Origin of the sequence: Actinomyces radicidentis, assembly GCF_001553565.1 — a bacterium.
GTDB lineage: Bacteria > Actinomycetota > Actinomycetes > Actinomycetales > Actinomycetaceae > Actinomyces > Actinomyces radicidentis.
In genome coordinates, this window is record NZ_CP014228.1 from 1881594 (window position 1) to 1898938 (window position 17345).

The window sequence follows — 17345 nt, forward strand, 5'->3', positions numbered from 1 at the left end:
CTCGTCCCGGCGCCCTCACGGGCGCGGACCTCAGTTGTTGATCGGGCTGACGCCGAGCTTCATGCCGGACAGGCCGCGCTTGACGTGCCCGAGCCGCTGCGCGACGCGCGAGAGCTCGAGTGCCGCCGGGGCGTCCGCAGCCGGCTTGCCGCCGTCGGCGACCGTCGCCGGGGTGCCCGTGTCCGAGCCCTCCCGCAGCCGGATGTCGAGGGGGAGCTGGGCGAGCAGCGGCACCTCGTAGCCGAGGGTCTCCGAGAGCGACTCGCTCACGGCCTGACCGCCGCCGGAGCCGAAGATCTCGAGGCGGGAGCCGTCGGGCTGGGGCATGTAGGACATGTTCTCGATGACGCCGACGACCTTCTGGTGCGTCTGCGTCGCGATGAGCCCCGTGCGCTCGGCGACCTCCGCGGCGGCCTGCTGCGGCGTCGTCACGACGAGGATCTCCGCGTTCGGCAGGAGCTGCGCCACGGAGATGGTGACGTCGCCGGTGCCGGGCGGGAGGTCGAGGAGGAGGACGTCGAGGTCGCCCCAGAAGACGTCGGAGAGGAACTGCTGGACCGCGCGGTGCAGCATGGGGCCGCGCCAGACGACGGGCTGCTTGTCCTCGACGAACATGCCGATCGAGATGACCTTCACGTCGTGCGCCACCGGCGGCACGATCATGCCGTCGAGCTGCGTGGGGACCTGGTCGACGCCGAGCATGCGGGGGATGGAGAAGCCGTAGATGTCGGCGTCGACGACGCCCACGGACAGGCCCTGCGCGGCCAGCGCCGCGGCGAGGTTCGCGGTCACCGAGGACTTGCCGACGCCGCCCTTGCCGGAGGTCACGGCGTAGACCTTGGTGAGGTTGCCCGGCTTGGTGAAGGGGATGACGGGCTCGGCGGCGCCGCCGCGCAGGCGGGTGCGCAGCTCGGCGCGCTGCTCGTCGTTCATGACGCCCATGCGGACCTGCACGTCGGTGACGCCCTCGACGGCGCCGACCTCCTTGCGGGTGTCCGCGGTGATGGTGTCCCGCAGGGGGCACCCGGAGACCGTGAGGAGGACGCCCACGGTGACGACGCCGTCGTCGCTGATCTCGATTGACTCGACCATGCCGAGATCGGTGATGGGGCGCCTGATCTCCGGGTCGATGACGCGGGTGAGGGCCTCGCGTACCTGCTCTTCTGTGGGGGTGGACATGGGTTCATCCTACGGGCGGCCCACACGGTCTCCGTCGTGGTGAGGAGCACGTACCGGGCGAGTCATCCGCCCGGCTGAGGGGCTACTGAGCGGCGGGCACATAGGGTTGCTAGTACCACGACGACCGTGACGGCAGCGCCGCCCCGACGCCGCCACCCCGACTCACGAGACAAGCAATCCCACGTCGATGACCTCCACCAACGAGCCCCGCCCCGGTCGCCCCCGGACCGCGGGCTCCACCGACCGCGACGGCGGCAGCGCCGCCCGCTCCGCGGCCCCCCTGCGCGCCCAGCGAGCCGCCCGCGCCCGCGCGGGCGCCGAACGCGCCGACTCCTCCCGACCCGCCGGCCCGGCGCGTCAGGCGAGCCGCCGCCGCGGCGTCCCCGCTGCCCGCACCGGCCGCCCCGACACGCGCACGGCCGCCCGTCCGCCCGCCGCCCGGCCCCCGCGCCGCGGCGCCGCCCCCAGCTCGACCGGCCCGCGCCGCGGCCGGATCGTCGGCGTCGACGGCCTGCGCGCCGTCGCCGTCGTCCTCGTCCTCGTCTACCACCTGCTCCCCGGCGTCATGCCCGGCGGCATGGTCGGCGTCGACGCCTTCTTCGTCATCTCCGGCTTCCTCATCACGACCCTGCTCGTCGACGAGCGCCGCCGCACGGGCCGCACCGACCTCAAGCGCTTCTGGAGCCGGCGCCTGCGGCGCATCGTGCCCGCGCTTCTCCTCGCGGTGGTCACCGTCGTCTCCTGCGCCGCGTCCCTCGGCGGGGACGTCCTCCTCGGCGTGCGCCGCCAGGTGCTCGGGGCCGCCGCCCTCGTCTACAACTGGGTGGAGATCGCCGCCGGCTCCAGCTACTTCGACCAGGCCCAGCCCCTCCTCCTCACCAACGTGTGGTCACTGGCGGTCGAGGAGCAGTTCTACGTCATCTGGCCCCTCGTCCTCATCGTCCTGCTCGCAGGACGCACCGACCGCCGAGCCACGAGGCGCGCCGCCGTCGGCGCCCTCGTGCTGTCCGTCGCCTCCTTCGCCTGGGCCGGCGTGCTCGCCGCCCACGGCGCCTCGCCCTCGCGCACGTACATGGGGACCGACGCCCACGCCTTCGGCCTCATGCTCGGCGCCGCCCTCGCCCTGTGGCACGGACGCGCCCTCGACCCCGACCTGGCGCCGGCCCCAGCGCGCGTCCGGCGCCTGCGCGGGGCCCTCGGCTGGGTCGGCCTGGCGGGCCTCCTCCTCGTCGGCCGCGTCGCCGACGACGGCGTCCGCGGCGCCGGCCCCTTCCAGACCACCTGCTGGCTGGCCCTCGCCAGCGTCCTCACCGCGCTCATCCTCCAGTCCCTTACCCGCGAGGTCGCCGAGGCCCCCGGGCCGGCCGGCGTCCTCCCGCGGATCCTCGAGGCCCGGCCGCTCGGCTGGCTCGGCACCCGCTCCTACGGCCTGTACCTGTGGCACTGGCCGCTGTGGGTCCTCGCCTTCTACGCCGTCCCGGCCTCCACCTCGCCGGGCGTTACGGCCGCTGTCGTCACCGTCGTCAGCATCATCGTCGCCGAGCTGTCCTACCGCTTCATCGAGACGCCGATCCGGCGCGACGGCGTGGCCGCCTGGCTGCGCTCCGCCCGCGGCATGACGAGCCGCGGCATCGTCTCGCTCAGCGCGGCCGTCACCGTCGTCGTCATGCTCGTCGCCCTCGGCTTCGCCGCCCAGCCGCGCGAGTCCAGCGCCCAGCAGGCCATCGAGGCGGGCGCGCTCGCGCTGTCGAGCCCGAGCACCACCGCCACGGGCGCACCGACGCCCCGGGCGACCGCCACCGGCACGGCGACCGCGACGGGCACGGCGACCGCGACGGGCACGGCGACCGCGACGGGCACGGCGACCGCCCGGGCCAGCGCCACCCCGACGCCGACCGCCTCACCCAGCGAGGTCCCGACTGACGGCGCCGCGGTCCCGGGGGACCAGGTCGAGGTCATCGGGGACTCCGTCGCCCTCGCGGCGGCCCCCTCGATGGAGGCGCTCTTCCCCGGCATCGGCATCGACGCCAAGGTCTCGCGCAACTACACGTCGGCCCTCGAGACCCTCGCCGCCGCCGACGCCACCTACGGGGCGCGCACGTACGTCGTCGTCGGGCTCGCCACCAACGCCACGGTCTCCGAGGACCAGCTGGGCGCCCTCCTCGCCGCGGTCGGCGACGACCGCGACCTCATCCTCGTCACCGGCTACGGACCGGCCCGCACGACGTGGATCCCCGGCGCCAACGAGGAGATCCGCTCCTTCGCCCAGGAGCACCCGGACCAGGTCGCCGTCGCCTCCTGGGACGAGGCCATCAAGGGCCGCGAGGACCTCCTCGCCCAGGACCAGGTGCACCCCGGTCCCGAGGGCGGTGCCATCTACGCCCAGGCCGTCAACCAGGCCATCGCCTCCCTCGCCAAGGGCTGAGGGCCGAGCGCCCGAGCACGAGGAACCGGCCGGGAGGAGCGCCGTCGCGGTGCTCGTCCCGGCCGGTTCGTCGTCCGTCAGGCCTCTCGAGCGAGGGGCTCCGCGCCAGCGCCTCAGGCCCGGTCGCTCGCCTCTCCGGGATCCGGCGCGGCGCCGACGGCGTCCGTGCGGGAGTCGTCGTCGTCCTCGTCGGCCAGCTCCTCGACGATCTCGCCGACGATCTCCTCGCGGGAGCGGCGCTCCTCCGCCAGGATCTCCTCCATGACGTCGCGCAGCTCAGAGCGCACGAAGTCACGGGTCGCGACGTCGTTCATCGCCAGGCGCAGCGAGGCGATCTCACGGGTGAGGAACTCCGTGTCCTGAAGGTTCGACTCGGCGCGCTGGCGGTCCTGCTCGGCCGTGACGCGGTCGCGGTCGTCCTGGCGGTTCTGCGCCAGGAGGATGAGGGGCGCAGAGTAGGAGGCCTGCAGGGAGAGCACGAGCGTGAGCGCCGTGAAGCCCAGCGAGGCCTTGTCGAAGCGCAGGGAGGTCGGGCCGAAGGTGTTCCAGGCCATCCAGCCGGCCACGAAGAGCGTCAGCCAGATGAGGAAGGTCGGGGTCCCCGAGAAGCGGGCGATCGCCTCGGCCACGCGGCCCGAGGTGTCCGACTTGGAGGACGACCCGCGGTTGGGGCTCGTCCACCGCATCCAGCGGGCGCGGCCCTTGGCCAGTGGCTGGTCGAGCGAGGAGTCAGGCATTGGCGTTCCTCTCGATGGCCTCGTCGGTCACCTCGTCGTCGTTGTCGCGCCAGTCGTCCGGCATGAGGTGGTCGAGGACGTCGTCGACGGAGACCGCGCCGAGGAGGCGCCCGGCGTCGTCGACGACCGGGTAGGCGGTGAGGTTGTAGGTCGCGAGCAGTCGCGTCACCGTGCCGATCGAGTCGTCGGGGCCGATCTGCTCGAGGTCGTTGTCCACGATGGACCCGACCATGCGCTGCGGGCGCTCCCTCAGGGCGCGCTGCAGGTGCACCATCCCGAGGAAGCGGCCCGTGGGGGACTCCAGGGGCGGGCGGCACACGAAGGCGACGGCGGCGAGGGCCGCCGGCACCTCGGACTTGCGGGCGTGGGCGAGGAAGGTCGCGACGCTCGCCTCGGGCGGCAGGATGATCGGCTCGGTCGTCATGAGACCGCCGGCCGTGTACTCGTCGTAGGTCATGAGGCGGCGGACGTCCTCCGCCTCGTCGGGCTGCATGAGGCCGAGCAGCTCGGCCGCCTTCTCCTGCGGGAGCTCGCCGACGAGGTCCGCGGCGTCGTCGGGCTCCATCGCGTCCAGGACGTCGGCCGCCCGGGCGGTGTCGAGCGCGGAGATGAGGGCGACGGCGTCGTCGTCGGAGAACTCCTCGACGGCGTCGGCGAGGCGCTCGTCGGACAGCTCGGCGGCCACCTCGACCTGGCGGGGCAGCGGCAGGTCCGAGAGGACGTCGGCGAGGTCGGCGGGCTTGAGATCCTCCATGGTGGCGAGCAGCGCGGTGGCGCCCTGCTGGGCGGTCGAGCCGGCCAGACCGGTCACCTCGTCGGGACGGACCGTGAAGGTCTCGCCGCGGCGCAGGCCCAGGGGGCCGGACGAGGCGCGCTGGACGTAGAGGCGGGTGACCTTCCAGTCCTTCTCGCGGTCGCGCTCGATGGCGACGTCGCGGACGGTGACGGAGTCCCCCGAGTCGCGCAGGGTGACGACGCGGTCGAGGAGCTCGCCGACCACGAGGGTCTCGACCGCCCGCTGGGAGAAGCGGCGGATGTTGACCAGGCCCGTCGTGATGACGGCGCCCGGCTCGATGGCCGTCACGCGGGACAGCGGCAGGAAGACCCGGCGACGGCCGGAGACGTCGATGACGAAGCCGACGGCGCGGGGCTCCCCGCGCAGCCGGATGAGGACGACGACGTCGTGGACCTTGCCGACGGCGTCGCCGAGGGGGTCGAAGACGGTGGTGCCCACGAGGCGGGCGACGAAGACCCGGGAGGTCCCGCCGCGGGACTGGCTCGAGCGCGTCGTCACAGGGCGCGAGGGCGCGGTCGTCGTGCTGCTGTTCTCCACGGGCACACACTATGCGCCCAGGGTGGACAGGAGGCCCTCGCTCCCGTGCCCGGGCCCGTGACGTGGGACGATACGGGCATGAGCCAGTTCAGCGCGCAGGGCCCGTCCGTCTCCGCCGGCCGGGGCGGCATCCCCCGGGGCGAGGAGGTCGCCTCCTACGCCACCTACGACGAGGCGCAGGCCGCGGTCGACTCCCTGAGTGACGAGGGCTTCCCCGTGCAGGTCCTCGCCATCATCGGCACGGACCTGCGGCAGGTCGAGAACATCACCGGACGCATGTCATGGGGGCGCGCCGCCATCCAGGGCGCCGGCACCGGCCTGTGGCTCGGCATCTTCTTCGCCCTCATGATGAGCTTCTTCGGGCCCGACGGCTCCGGCGGCCTCACCTTCGCCACCGGGATCCTCCTCGGCATCGTCTGGGGCGTCGTCTTCCAGCTCATCGGCTACGCCTTCACCCGGGGCCGCCGCGACTTCACCTCGACGAGCCACGTCGTCGCCTCGCGCTACTCGATCATCGCCTCAGAGCAGGCCGGCGAGGCCGCCCAGGCGCTCGCCCACGCCCCGGGGAACCTCACCCGAGGAGGGGCCGCCGCGCGCCGGGCCGAGGAGCGCCGCGCCGCCCGCGCCGAGGCCCGCGGGACGGGGCCCACCGCCTTCGGCTCCCGTCCCGACGAGGAGCCGCGTTTCGGCGTGCGCGTCCCCGAGGGGGAGAGCGCGGAGCGGAGCGCGGCTCCACTCGCTCCGGCGGCTCCGAGTGACGTGGACGCTTCGGCCCCGAGCGCCGTCGACGCCGCTCCGCGCCCCGCCTACGGCGCCGTGTCCGAGCCCGTTCAGCCGGTCGAGCCGGTCGACCAGGTCCAGCCTGTCGAGCCGGTCCAGCCCGTCGAGCCCTCGGACGCCGACGCGCCCGAGCACGACCCCGACGAGCGCCCCTTCGACGGCCGCCCCCGCGACTGATATGTAGGGGTTTCCTGTCAAGTGGCAGGGTGAAGAGGGGGCATCCACTGGCCGGTGGGTGCCCCCTCTTCGGCGTTGGCCGGTGGGGTGGGGGTGGCGTGTCTGGTGTCGACGCGTGGTCAGTCTGATATGCGCGGGTCTGTGTGCCGCATGACGCTGGTTTCGGTGGGAGGAGCTGGCTTGTCTGAGGTCGAGCGTGCCCTTGGGGGTGCTCACAGTCGAATCGCCGGTGTCCTCCTCACGCTGCTTCCCCTCTGGGCCCTGGTGGTGCCGGTCAGCGCGGTCTGTGGGCGTTCTAGTGGTCCATGACGGCCAGGGACCAGCACCAGCCTGCGAGCTCTCGGGCGATGGCGGTGTTGGCGATCGTGTGACGTTTGTGGTGGCTGGCCAGGGTCTGCCAGCGCCTGTTCAGGCGCCTGTTGCCGGTGTCGGCCCGGGTGGCGACGTCCCCGGGGACCTTGGCCCATGCGGCTCGCAGGGCGGGGCCGGGGCGGTAGGGGCTCTTGTGCTGCCAGGCGGCTTCGGTCAGGAGACGTCGGGCGTGGGTGTTGCCGGTCTTGGTGATGCCGCCCTGGGTGCGGGTCTGGCCCGAGGAGTGCTCGCAGGGGACCAGTCCGAGGTAGGAGGCGATGGTCGCGCCGGTGAAGCGGTGCCAGTCGCCGATCTCGACGGCGAGGGCGAAGCCGGTCAGTGTGGAGATGCCTCTCAGGCAGGACAGGCGGGCGGTGACGGGGGTGAACTCACTGTCGGCGGCCAGGGCGGCGATGGCGGTATCGAGGCGGTCGCGTCGTGCCAGGGTGTGGGTGACGGTGTCGTAGGCGTCGTCGAAGGCCGCGGTGGCGCCGGCGCCCAGGGCGGGGACGTCCTCGCGGCGCAGTGCGCGCAGCCAAGCGTCGTGGGCGGGTCCCCAGGTGGTCTTGCCGGGGTAGACCCATCCGCGGCGCAGCAGCATCTTGGACAGGCGGTGGCGGGCGGCCATGAGGTCGGTGCGGGCGTCGTCGCGGGATCGCACCAGGTCGCGGGCGCCCTCCTGGGCCAGGGTAGGGATGCGCACGGGCGTGATCGTGCCGTTCAGGGCGCACTCGGCCAGGAACATCGCGTCGGTGCGGTCGGTCTTGACCCGCTGTCCGGCGGGGCGGGCCAGCTTCGAGGGTGCGGCGACCTGCACCCGGTGGCCCGCGGCGGTCAGCTCGCGGGCCAGTCCGAAGCCGGTGGGGCCTGCCTCGTAGGTGATCAGCAGTGGTCCGTGCTCGGCGGCCAGGCGTGAGGCCAGGTCGATGGTGTGGCTGTACTCGCCGTCCAGGCGGCGTTGGATCACCTCGCCGGTGAGGGTATCGATGGCGGCGGCGCTCACGCTGCGGGCGTGAACGTCCAGCCCCAGGCTTGTACGCTCAGTAATCACCAGGGTCTCCTATGCATGTCGGCACCCCGCAGCGGTCCCCTAACGACCGCCTCGGTGGTGATCCACGAAGGTTGCATACGCGAGGCCCTGGCCCACAAGACCACGACGGCCTCGCGCACCCCCATAGCGTCTGACCCGGGAGCCCTCCACCTTGAGCGAGACCGTCCATGTCCCGGTCGGGCTGTCGACGTCCTCGTGGACGCTCGGCGACTGCGAGGGCGCCTTCGCGGCCGCCGCCGAGCTCGGCTACGACGGCGTCGAGATCATGGTGTGGTCCGAGAAGGCCACGCAGAGCGCCGAGGACCTCCTCGCCTTCTCCGAGGAGCGCGGGCAGCCGGTCCTCGCGATCCACGCCCCGACGCTCCTGCTCACGCGCTCCGTCTTCGGCACGAATCCGTGGGACAAGGTCGACCGCTCCATCGAGCTCGCCCAGGCCGTCGGGGCTCCGAGCGTCGTCCTCCACCCGCCGTTCTTCTGGCAGGCCCGCTACGCCGCGGAGTTCGTCGAGGGCGTCCAGACCCGCGAGCTCGCCACCGGCACGCACCTCTGTGTGGAGAACATGTTCACGTGGCGGCCGCGCCAGGCGCACTCCTCGCGCGACTTCCAGGCCTACTCGCCCACCTGGGACCCGGTGGGGCAGGGCTACCTCTCCACGACGCTCGACCTCTCGCACGCCGCGACCTCCGGCTCGGACGGCCTGGCGATGGCACGGGCGCTCGGTCCGACGCTGCGCCACCTGCACCTCACCGACGGCGTGCCCGGCTTCCGCGACGCCCACCTCCTGCCCGGGCAGGGCGACCAGGACTGCGCCGGCGTCCTCGGGCACCTGGCCGCCACCGGCTTCGCCGAGCGCGGCGGTCAGGTGGTCGTCGAGGTCAACGTGCGCGGCATGAGCGACGACGAGCGCCACGAGGGCCTGGCGAGCGCGCTGGCCTACGCGCGCGAGCACCTCGAGGGGGAGGGGGACACGGACTCCGTCCACGTCCCCGAGCCGACGCGCAGGCGCTACCAGCGCGAGGATGCGTGAACTATTGGTTTCCGCCAGGGACCGAATAGTCTCTGTGGCTCAGACGTCTCGATCAGGCGGCGCCTGAGGTTGCCACTTGCCGATCTTGGAAGCTGCATCGCGAGTATCGGGACCGAATTGTTTCCACAGTGCCGGGCATTTTCGTGCGATCATTGCGAAGCCTGTCGCAATGTCGTCGTCGTCAACGCCCCAGCCGGTTTCTGGAATTGATCGAATAGTTGTCGCGAGATTCTCGATCATGCGCATCGAGAGGTGGCCTGAATCGTCCTTGCAGATCCAGCCGACGGTGCGAGTCAGCCAGGCGCCGGTGGCGGTGGTTGGCTCGGTGCTACCGCTGATCGTCCAATCCGCCAGATTGCTCAGGCGATTACTGTGGAACAGAGTCGCGAGGCTCGCTGGGAGTGACTCTTGGAGGATCTTGGCGCGCTCGTCAGGCTGGGCGCCCATCCGTGTGGCGTTGTTCGTGCGCTTGAGCTCGGTATCCTTTGCCGCCAGGGTGACGCCAGTGAGGATGTTCAGGGCGAGTCCGTTTGGTGTTGTTGGGTCGAGGGTGTCTAGCGAGTGAAGCAGGCTACCGGCTACTTCCGGGCATGCTGTCACGAGTTCGCGGAAGAATGAGTGGCTTGGGTGTTGGATCAGGGCGTCGGGTCCGGACACGAGCTCACTCACCCTCGCCGAGTTAATGTCGCATCCGCTATTTCTGGCGTAGGTGAGGAAATCTAGGAGGCCGTCGAATTCTCGGTAGGGTGAAGGTGTTGCGTATCGTTCGTCCAGGGAGTCGAAGTAATCGCGGTATGAGGTTGTGTCAAGTCTGTCGGCGATTTTGATCCCGAGGGTCGTTCCGGGGAGCGCGACCGAGGAGTTGTGGCGAAAGGCTGCACGGAGGAGGACCTGATCCTCAGGGCTAAAGGACTTGATTTCTTCCCAAGCTTGCTTGAGGTAATTGGGGTCCCTGATCGCTCCAAGAGACGCCAGGAGAGTGTCCCTTCGCTGCTGCGTCAGCATCAGGGATTGTTGTTGAAGTATCCGGGTCTGTAATTCGCGTTGGGCGTCATCTCGTACTTTTTGACGATGATCAAGGATTCCGAGGCCGATAGGGATCAAGGCTGTGAGCGCGACGCCGATAGTCGCAATGGCAAGGTCCCAGTCCCATGCGTCCATGAGAGAATTCCACATTTGACTATGTTCCGAGGGGCAGGGTGTGTAGATTTGTCGCCTATTCTATCTTGTCTGGGCGTCAGTTCGGGCTCAGGGCCGGGGCTGGATCAGGCGGCGCAGCAGTCGGACTCGTGGCCCGCGTGACTCTCCGGCTCCAGCTGGAAGGTCGCGTGCTGGATCGGCACCGGGAAGTGCTCCGCCGCGCAGGTCCCGAGAGCGTCGAGCACGGCGTCCGAGCGGCCGGATCGCAACGCCTCGTCTGTCACCACGACGTGCGCCGTGAGGACGGGCAAGCCGGTCGCGACGGTCCAGGCGTGAAGGTCGTGGACCGCGACCACGTCGGGCAGCCCCGCGAGGTGGCGGCGCACCTCGGTCAGGTCCAGCTCATCCGGCGTGAAGTCCATGAGGACGCGCCCCGCGGCCCGCAGGAGCGCGGCTGCCCGCGGGACGATGAGAACCACGATGAGGAGGGACGCGACGGCGTCCGCCCGCGTCCAGCCCGTCAGTGCGATGACGGCCGCGGCTCCGATGACGCCGACGGACCCGATGGCGTCGTTGGCCACCTCGAGGAAGGCTGCCCGGGCGTTGAGGCTCTCGCCGCGTCCGCCGGCCAGCACGAGGAGCGAGATCGTGTTCGCCGCCAGTCCGATGACGCCCATGATGAGCATCCCCGACGAGGCGACCGGCGGCGGCGCGACGAGGTCGAGGACCGCCCGGACCGCCACGATGACACCGACGAGGGCGAGCATCCCGGCCTGGACCGCCGCGCCGATGACCTCGGCCCGACGCATGCCCCACGTCGAGCGGTCCGTGGCGGGGCGCGCTGAGAGGTGCGCCGCGACGAGCGCCATGACGAGGCCTGCGGAGTCCGTCACCATGTGCCCGGCGTCGGCGAGGAGCGCGAGCGACCCGGTGAGCGCGGCCGTGACGATCTCGGCAACGAGGACGACACCGGTGACCCCGAGCGCGACGGCGAGGCGGCCGCGGGTCGCGCCCGGGCCGTGGTCGTGGGAGTGGTCGTGCGAGTGCTCGTGGCTCATGACGTCGCCTCCTCGTCGGCCCGGCCGTCGCCGGGGGTGTCGTCCCTGGTCAGGTCGGCGGCGAGTGTGAGCAGGGCGACGACGCGGTCCTCGTGCTCGAGCCGGCTCACGCGCGAGCGTCCGTGCGCGTGCGTCGAGATGAGTCCCGCCCCGCGCAGGACCGCGAGGTGCTGGGACACGGTCGACTGTGCGAGGCCCAGGTGCTCGGTCAGCTCGCCGACGCGGTGCTCGCCGCCGCGCAGGTGCGAGACGATCGCCAGGCGGGTCGGGTCGCCCAGGGCGGCGAGGACGGCTGCGACGTCGGCGGAGGCCTGGACGGCCCGCCTGTCGTCGGCCGTGTCGGTGGGGAGGAGCCCGTGAATCATCGGCATATGACGATAGTATCGGTGAATGTCGATGAATGTCGAGGGAGACGTGGTGCTCTCAGCGGATCCGGGAGCACGACGACGGATCGGGGCCGTAGGATCCCGCGGCACCGGCCCGTCGGTCCAGGCTCTGACCCGCTCAGGGCGCCATCCGGGCGCGAGCGCGTTCGTCGAGCCGGTTGTCAGTCGGCGATGAGGCCGGAGACCCAGGCCTCGACGTCGTCGGCCTCCCGCGGCACGCCCGCGGTGAGGTACTCGACGGCGCCGTCCTCGCGCACGACGACGTCGTCCTCGATGCGCACACCGATGCCGCGCAGTTCCTCGGGGACGCGCAGGTCGTCGGCGCGGAAGTACAGACCCGGCTCGATCGTGAAGACCATGCCGGGGACGAGCTCGGCGTCCATCGACATCTCGCGGCGCGCCTGGGCGCAGTCGTGCACGTCCAGGCCCAGGTGGTGACTCGTCCCGTGGATCATCCAGCGGCGGTGGTAACCGCCCTCGGGGCCGAGCGAGTCGGCGGCGGTGACGCCCTCGGGCAGCAGTCCCCACTCCTCGACGCGCTGCGCGATGACCGCCATCGCGGCGTTGTGGACGTCGCGGAAGCGGCAGCCCGGCTCGTTCGCGCGGGCCAGGGCGGCCTTCGCGGCGTCGAGCACCGCCTGGTAGACGCGCCGCTGCGGCTCGGTGAAGCACCCGTCCACCGGGATCGTGCGCGTGACGTCCGCCGTGTAGAGCGAGTCGACCTCGACGCCGGCGTCGACTAGGACGAGCTCGCCGGAGCGCACGGCGCCGTCGTTGTTGATCCAGTGCAGGGTGTTCGCGTGGTCCCCGGCCGCGGCGATCGTGTCGTAGCCCAGGCCGTTTCCCTCCTCGCGGGCCCTCGCGCCGAAGGCTCCCTCGAGGACGCGCTCACCGCGCCAGTGGCCGGTGGCGCGCGGGATCGAGCGGATGAGGTCGTCGAAGCCGGCCTTCGTGGCGTCGACGGCCTTCTGGAGCTCGTCGACCTCCCAGGCGTCCTTGACGAGCCGCAGCTCGCTGGCGGCCTCGGCGAGGCCGTCGTCCACCTGGCTCGCGGCCTGCCCGGAGGCGAGGCCTGCGGCCTCGCGCACCTGGTCGACCAGGGCGGTGACGTTCTCATCGGCCTCGGCGATGACGCGCAGCTGGACGCCGTCGGCGCCGGCGTCCTTGGCGAGCGCGTCACCGAGCGTGTCGATGTGAGCGACGCGGATCCCCGTGGCCGCCTCGACCTCCTCGGCCGAGGGACGCACCCCCACCCAGAGCTCGCCGTAGCGCGGGTTGCCGTAGAACTCCTCGCTGGAGCGGGAGGCGCGCGGCCGGAAGTAGAGGACCGCCTCGTGCGTCGGCGCGCCGTCGGCCACCGGCTCGCCCGGCGCGGTCAGCGGCTCCAGGACGAGGACGGCGTCGGGCTCGAAGTCCGTGCCGGTGCCGGCCAGGTGCGCGAAGGCCGAGTGCGGGCGGAAGCGGTAGTCGCAGTCGTTGTTGCGGGTCTTGAGCGGCCCGGCCGGCAGGACGAGGCGCTCGCCCGGGAACCGGGCGCCCAGCGCCTCACGGCGGGCGGCGGCCCAGGGCGCGGAGGCGTTGCGCTCGGGAAGGTCGGAGGGCCGTGGGCCCCAGCCGGAGCCGATGAAGTCGCGGAACGCCTCGTTCTGAGGCTGGCGCGAGCGATTGTTGCCGCGCTGGGCGAGGGACTGCGGCTGCTCGGCCGCCGGGGTGGAGGACTGCTCGGACGTCGTCATGCGCTCATCCTCCCACCGGCGTCCCCGAGAAAGCGAACACCGACCTGGGTGCGCGCCTCCTCCAGGACCCGGACGACGGCGAGCGAGGCCGCCAGCGGGTGCAGGTCCGACTCGCGCGCGCCGGAGCGCACGAGTCGGCATACCTCCGCGAGCTCGCGGGCCAGAACCGGCGGGGCCCCGGCACCGTCCGGCACGACGGCGCCCGCCGGCCACGTCGCGTCGACCGGGAGGTGCTCGGCGCCGTCGGGCGTCCTCAGCGCGATCTCGCGCGGCCACTGGCAGTCGTCCAGCGTCAGCACGGCTCGGTCCGCCGCGACCTCGCTGAGCGTCCCGTTCGTCGAGGTCTTCGAGTGCAGACAGACGACCTCGAGGTCCGCGGGCGAGCCGTCGGGCAGGCGGTCGTACTCGAGGACGACGGTGCCGTGGGAGTCGGCGCCGGAGCGCAGGAGGCGGCCGGTGGCGCGGATCCGGACTGGCGCGCCGAAGAGGTGGATCGCCATCGAGATCGGGTAGACGCCGAGGTCCATGAGGCTGCCACCGCCGAGCGACGGGTCGAAGGCCGGCGGCAGCTCGCCGGCGCGGAAGCGGTCCATGCGCGAGGAGTACTGCTCCTTGACGAGCAGCGCCCGGTGCGGTCCGGCCTCGCCCGTGCCCAGGCGGGGGAGGGCCTCCCGGATCGCGGCGGTCCCCGGCTCGAAGGCCGGCAGCCAGCCCTCCATGAGGAAGCGGTCGGCGCGGCGGGCGGCGGCCACCATCGCCTCGGCCTCCTGGGCGCGCAGCGCGAAGGGCTTCTCCACGAGGACGTGGAAGCCGGCCTCCAGCGCCGCGACCGTCTGCTCGGCGTGCAGGGCGTTCGGGGAGCCGACGTAGACGACGTCGAAGGGGGTCGTGCCACCGGGTGCGCCGGCGGCCAGCATCTCGGGTAACGAGGAGTAGGAGGCGCCGATCCCGTGCTCGGCGGCGAAGGCGGCGGCCCGCTCGGCGTGCGCGGAGGTGACCGCGACGACCTCGACCTGCGGGAGGACGGCGGCCGCCTCCATGAACCAGCGGGCGATGAAGCCGGCGCCGACGACGCCGAAGCGGACGGGAGTGGTAGCGGGGGAGGTGCTCGTGCTCGTCATGCCCCGATCCTCCCATCCGGTGCGGCCCGCTGACGCGACCGAGACGCAACCACGACGGCCTCGTCCGACGGAGTCCCCGGCGCCAGCCGGTTCCTACACTGGCGATCGTGCGCATCGACCCCCACACCCACTCCGCCTTTTCGGACGGCACCGACGCCCCCGCCGAGCTCATGGCGCTCGCGGCGCAGGCGGGTCTCGACGTCGTCGGCCTCACCGACCACGACACGACCGCCGGCTGGGACGAGGCCGCCTCCGCCGTCGCCGCCAGTGGCGTCACCCTCCTGCGCGGCACCGAGATCTCCTGCTCCGCCGCTGGCGTCACCCTCCACCTGCTCGCCTACCTCTTCGACCCCGAGGACGCCGCCCTCGGCGCCGCCTTTGCCAGGGCGCGCGAGTCCCGCGCGACGCGCGCCCAGCGGATCGTCGAGCGCCTGTCCGCGGACTACCCGATCACCTGGGAGGACGTCCTCACGCAGGCGGCGTCGACCCGTACGATCGGCCGCCCCCACATCGCCGACGCCCTCGTCGCCGCCGGCTCCTTCCCGGACCGCAGCGCCGCCTTCGCCGGGCCGCTGGCCACCTCGAGCCCCTACTACGTCCACCACTGGGCCCTCGACCCGGTCGAGGCCTGCGAGCTCGTCCGCGGCGCCGGGGGCGTGCCGGTGGCCGCCCACCCGCGCGCCGGCAGGCGGCAGCGCCACCTCGTCCCCGACGAGACCTTCGCGGCCATGGCCGAGGCCGGGCTCGCCGCCCTCGAGGTCGACCACCGCGACCACGACCCCGCCCAGCGCGAGGCCGCCCGCGCCCTCGCCGAGCGCCTCGGCATCGGCATGTCCGGCTCCTCCGACTACCACGGCACCGGCAAGCCGAACCGGCTGGGCGAGAACCTCATGCCGGAGGGGCTCCTGACGCGGATCGTCGACGAGGGCGCCCTCTCGCTCATCAGGCCCTGACCGGGGCTGAGCGACGCCGGCCGCCGCGCACCGTACCCTTCACCCAGCACCACCCAGCACCCCGCGCCGCCCACGAGGCGGGCGACGGCCGGGCGCCACCAGCGCCGCACGCCGTCGCCGCGGGGCCGATCCCAGGAGACCCATCACCCGTGGCCGCGATCTTCGACCTCACCCTCTTCGCCACGTCCTTCATGACGATCCTCGTCATCCAGGACCCGCTCGGCGCGATCCCGATCTTCCTGTCGCTCACGAGCCGTCAGACCAGCGAGCAGCGGCGCCGCTCCGCTGGCCAGGCGACCCTCGTGTCCTTCGGCGTCATCCTCGTCTTCGCCATCTTCGGCCGCTACATCCTGCGGTTCCTCGGCATCACGGTGCCCGCCCTGCAGTTCTCCGGCGGCCTGCTGCTCCTCCTCGTCGCCCTCGAGCTCCTCACCGACAAGGTCGACGAGAGCCCCAACCCCGACGACTCGATCGCCAACGCGGCCCTCGTCCCGCTCGGCACCCCGCTGCTGGCCGGCCCCGGCGCGATCGTCGCAGCCATGGTCGCCGTCGAGTCGGCGTCGGAGCCGCTGGTCGGCTGGCTCACCGTGAGCCTCGCGCTCCTGGCCACGCACGTCGTCATCTGGCTGACGCTGCGCTTCTCCCTGCCGCTGCACCGGGTGCTCGGCGAGTCCATGATCCGCGTCCTCACGCGCATCTTCGGCCTCCTGCTCGCCGCCATCGCCGTCCAGATGATGGCCGACGGCGTCTTCGCCTACATCGACTCCCACTCCTGAGCGCACCGGCACCGGACCCGCCCCGGCGCGGCGAAGACGGACGGCCCGTCCCGGACGCTCCGGGGCGGGCCGTTCCGCGTCGTCGGGGTCCTCGACGACGGGCTCAGCGCTCGAGACGGGGGAAGAGCCGCTCGGCGGCGCTGTGGTTGATGGCACGCCCTGAGAGCTTCGGGTAGGCCCGCAGCATCGCCGCGAAGCTCCGACCGATCCACGGCGCCGCGAAGGGGTAGTCGGACCCGAAGACGACGTGCCCGGGCTTGGCGAAGCGGAGCAGCGCCGGCATCGAGGTGACGAAGGGCGTGAGCGCCGTGTCGTAGTAGAAGCGGCGCAGCAGCCGCAGCCCCTCGAGCGGCTTGCCGTTGACGGAGGCCGACTGGGCCACGCGCGGCGCCGCGTAGGGGATGATCCCGCCGCCGTGGGACAGGATCCATCGGATCCGCGGGTAGCGGTCCAGGACGCCGGATCGGCACAGGCTCACCGCCGCCCGCGTCGTGTCCAGCAGGAAGTCCGCGGCGTACGCGGGGATCCCGGGTGCCGCCCCGCCCGGCAGCTCCGAGGGGTGGATGAGGACGACGGCGTCGTGCTCGTCGAGGACCCTCATGAGCGGCTCGTAGGAGGCGTCCCCCAGGTAGGTGCCGCGGGCGTTGCCGAGGAGGACGACGCCGTCGGCCCCCAGTTCGTCCAGCGCGCGGACGGCCTCGTTGACCGAGGCGTCGACGTCTGGCAAGGGGATCGTGGCGAGGTGCCCGAAGGTCGCCGCGTGGGTGCGGACGATCTGGGTGGTGAAGTCGTTGAGGTCGCGGGCGACGGCGGCGGCGTCGGCGGCGGGCCACGGGTCGACGCCGGGTGTGGAGACCGAGAGCAGCGCGGTGCGCACGCCGAGGGAGCGCATGACCTCGCGGCTGCCCTCGACCGACCAGGACGGCATGGGCATGCCACCGGACTCGACGCCGTGGGAGACGAGCCAGTCCCGGTAGAAGCCGGGGACGACGTGGTGGTGGGTGTCGATGCGCGTGGCGGGCAGGACGGGCACGGTGAGGCTCCTTCGGTCGCGATCGAACCTAGGGCTGGTGTGCTGGGTAAGGCTGTCCTCACACAGCGCTCACAGGGTCGCC

Annotated in this window: 15 protein-coding genes; 5 read left to right on the plus strand and 10 right to left on the minus strand. The window is 72.4% G+C overall.

Annotation, left to right across the window (positions count from 1 at the left end; all coding sequences use genetic code 11):
• Nucleotides 1-30 precede the first annotated feature (30 nt).
• Entirely contained in the window at nt 31-1179 is a 1149-nt protein-coding gene (locus AXF14_RS08040; protein ID WP_067942310.1) for an Mrp/NBP35 family ATP-binding protein, read from the minus strand.
• A 187-nt stretch (nt 1180-1366) separates the two neighbouring features.
• On the opposite strand from AXF14_RS08040, the gene AXF14_RS08045 reads away from it, so the two are divergent.
• Nucleotides 1367-3604, plus strand: a complete 2238-nt coding sequence (locus AXF14_RS08045; protein WP_084355456.1) for an acyltransferase family protein — start codon at nt 1367-1369, stop codon at nt 3602-3604.
• Between the two features lie 113 nt (nt 3605-3717).
• Here the strand turns inward: AXF14_RS08045 and AXF14_RS08050 are convergent, their stop codons facing one another.
• Together AXF14_RS08050 and AXF14_RS08055 are read right to left on the minus strand one after the other, a co-directional pair.
• Nucleotides 3718-4341, minus strand: a complete 624-nt coding sequence (locus AXF14_RS08050) for a DUF1003 domain-containing protein (protein WP_084355457.1) — start codon at nt 4339-4341, stop codon at nt 3718-3720.
• Complete coding sequence (locus AXF14_RS08055) at nt 4334-5635, minus strand: magnesium transporter MgtE N-terminal domain-containing protein (protein WP_067942315.1); 1302 nt, start codon at nt 5633-5635, stop codon at nt 4334-4336. The genes AXF14_RS08050 and AXF14_RS08055 overlap by 8 nt, the downstream gene beginning before the upstream one ends.
• Nucleotides 5636-5752: 117 nt before the next feature.
• On the opposite strand from AXF14_RS08055, the gene AXF14_RS08060 reads away from it, so the two are divergent.
• Complete coding sequence (locus AXF14_RS08060) at nt 5753-6631, plus strand: YflT domain-containing protein (protein WP_236755416.1); 879 nt, start codon at nt 5753-5755, stop codon at nt 6629-6631.
• Between the two features lie 295 nt (nt 6632-6926).
• Here the strand turns inward: AXF14_RS08060 and AXF14_RS08065 are convergent, their stop codons facing one another.
• Complete coding sequence (locus tag AXF14_RS08065; protein WP_067939027.1) at nt 6927-8033, minus strand: IS110 family RNA-guided transposase; 1107 nt, start codon at nt 8031-8033, stop codon at nt 6927-6929.
• A 151-nt stretch (nt 8034-8184) separates the two neighbouring features.
• Between AXF14_RS08065 and AXF14_RS08070 the strand changes: the two genes are divergently transcribed.
• The gene (locus AXF14_RS08070) at nt 8185-9060 is read left to right on the plus strand and encodes a sugar phosphate isomerase/epimerase family protein (protein WP_067942318.1); all 876 of its coding nucleotides are present in this window, start codon (nt 8185-8187) and stop codon (nt 9058-9060) included.
• A 39-nt stretch (nt 9061-9099) separates the two neighbouring features.
• On the opposite strand, the gene AXF14_RS13690 is transcribed toward AXF14_RS08070, so the two are convergent.
• The 5 genes from AXF14_RS13690 to AXF14_RS08095 all read right to left on the minus strand — a co-directional run bounded on the left by AXF14_RS13690 (nt 9100) and on the right by AXF14_RS08095 (nt 14501).
• Nucleotides 9100-10221, minus strand: a complete 1122-nt coding sequence (locus AXF14_RS13690; RefSeq protein ID WP_150118453.1) for a hypothetical protein — start codon at nt 10219-10221, stop codon at nt 9100-9102.
• A gap of 104 nt (nt 10222-10325) precedes the next feature.
• Nucleotides 10326-11258 (minus strand): cation diffusion facilitator family transporter, encoded by a 933-nt coding sequence (locus AXF14_RS08080; RefSeq protein WP_067942322.1) that lies wholly within the window; start codon nt 11256-11258, stop codon nt 10326-10328.
• A complete protein-coding gene (locus AXF14_RS08085) occupies nt 11255-11629 on the minus strand; it encodes an ArsR/SmtB family transcription factor (RefSeq protein ID WP_067942324.1) in 375 nt (124 codons plus the stop codon). The genes AXF14_RS08080 and AXF14_RS08085 overlap by 4 nt, the downstream gene beginning before the upstream one ends.
• A gap of 176 nt (nt 11630-11805) precedes the next feature.
• Nucleotides 11806-13380 carry an aminopeptidase P family protein gene (locus AXF14_RS08090; protein ID WP_067942326.1) on the minus strand — a complete coding sequence of 525 codons (1575 nt, stop codon included), beginning with the start codon at nt 13378-13380 and terminating at the stop codon, nt 11806-11808.
• Nucleotides 13377-14501, minus strand: coding sequence for a Gfo/Idh/MocA family protein (locus tag AXF14_RS08095; RefSeq protein ID WP_067942329.1), 1125 nt, complete (start codon nt 14499-14501; stop codon nt 13377-13379). Before AXF14_RS08095 ends, AXF14_RS08090 begins: the two co-directional genes overlap by 4 nt.
• 107 nt (nt 14502-14608) lie before the next feature.
• Between AXF14_RS08095 and AXF14_RS08100 the strand changes: the two genes are divergently transcribed.
• Both AXF14_RS08100 and AXF14_RS08105 read left to right on the plus strand, forming a co-directional pair.
• The gene (locus tag AXF14_RS08100) at nt 14609-15454 is read left to right on the plus strand and encodes a PHP domain-containing protein (RefSeq protein ID WP_067942330.1); all 846 of its coding nucleotides are present in this window, start codon (nt 14609-14611) and stop codon (nt 15452-15454) included.
• 149 nt (nt 15455-15603) lie between these two features.
• A complete protein-coding gene (locus tag AXF14_RS08105) occupies nt 15604-16230 on the plus strand; it encodes a MarC family protein (protein WP_084355458.1) in 627 nt (208 codons plus the stop codon).
• A gap of 103 nt (nt 16231-16333) precedes the next feature.
• Here AXF14_RS08105 and AXF14_RS08110 read toward each other — a convergent pair whose 3' ends face one another.
• Nucleotides 16334-17263, minus strand: coding sequence for an amidohydrolase family protein (locus AXF14_RS08110; protein ID WP_067942362.1), 930 nt, complete (start codon nt 17261-17263; stop codon nt 16334-16336).
• Nucleotides 17264-17345 lie beyond the last annotated feature (82 nt).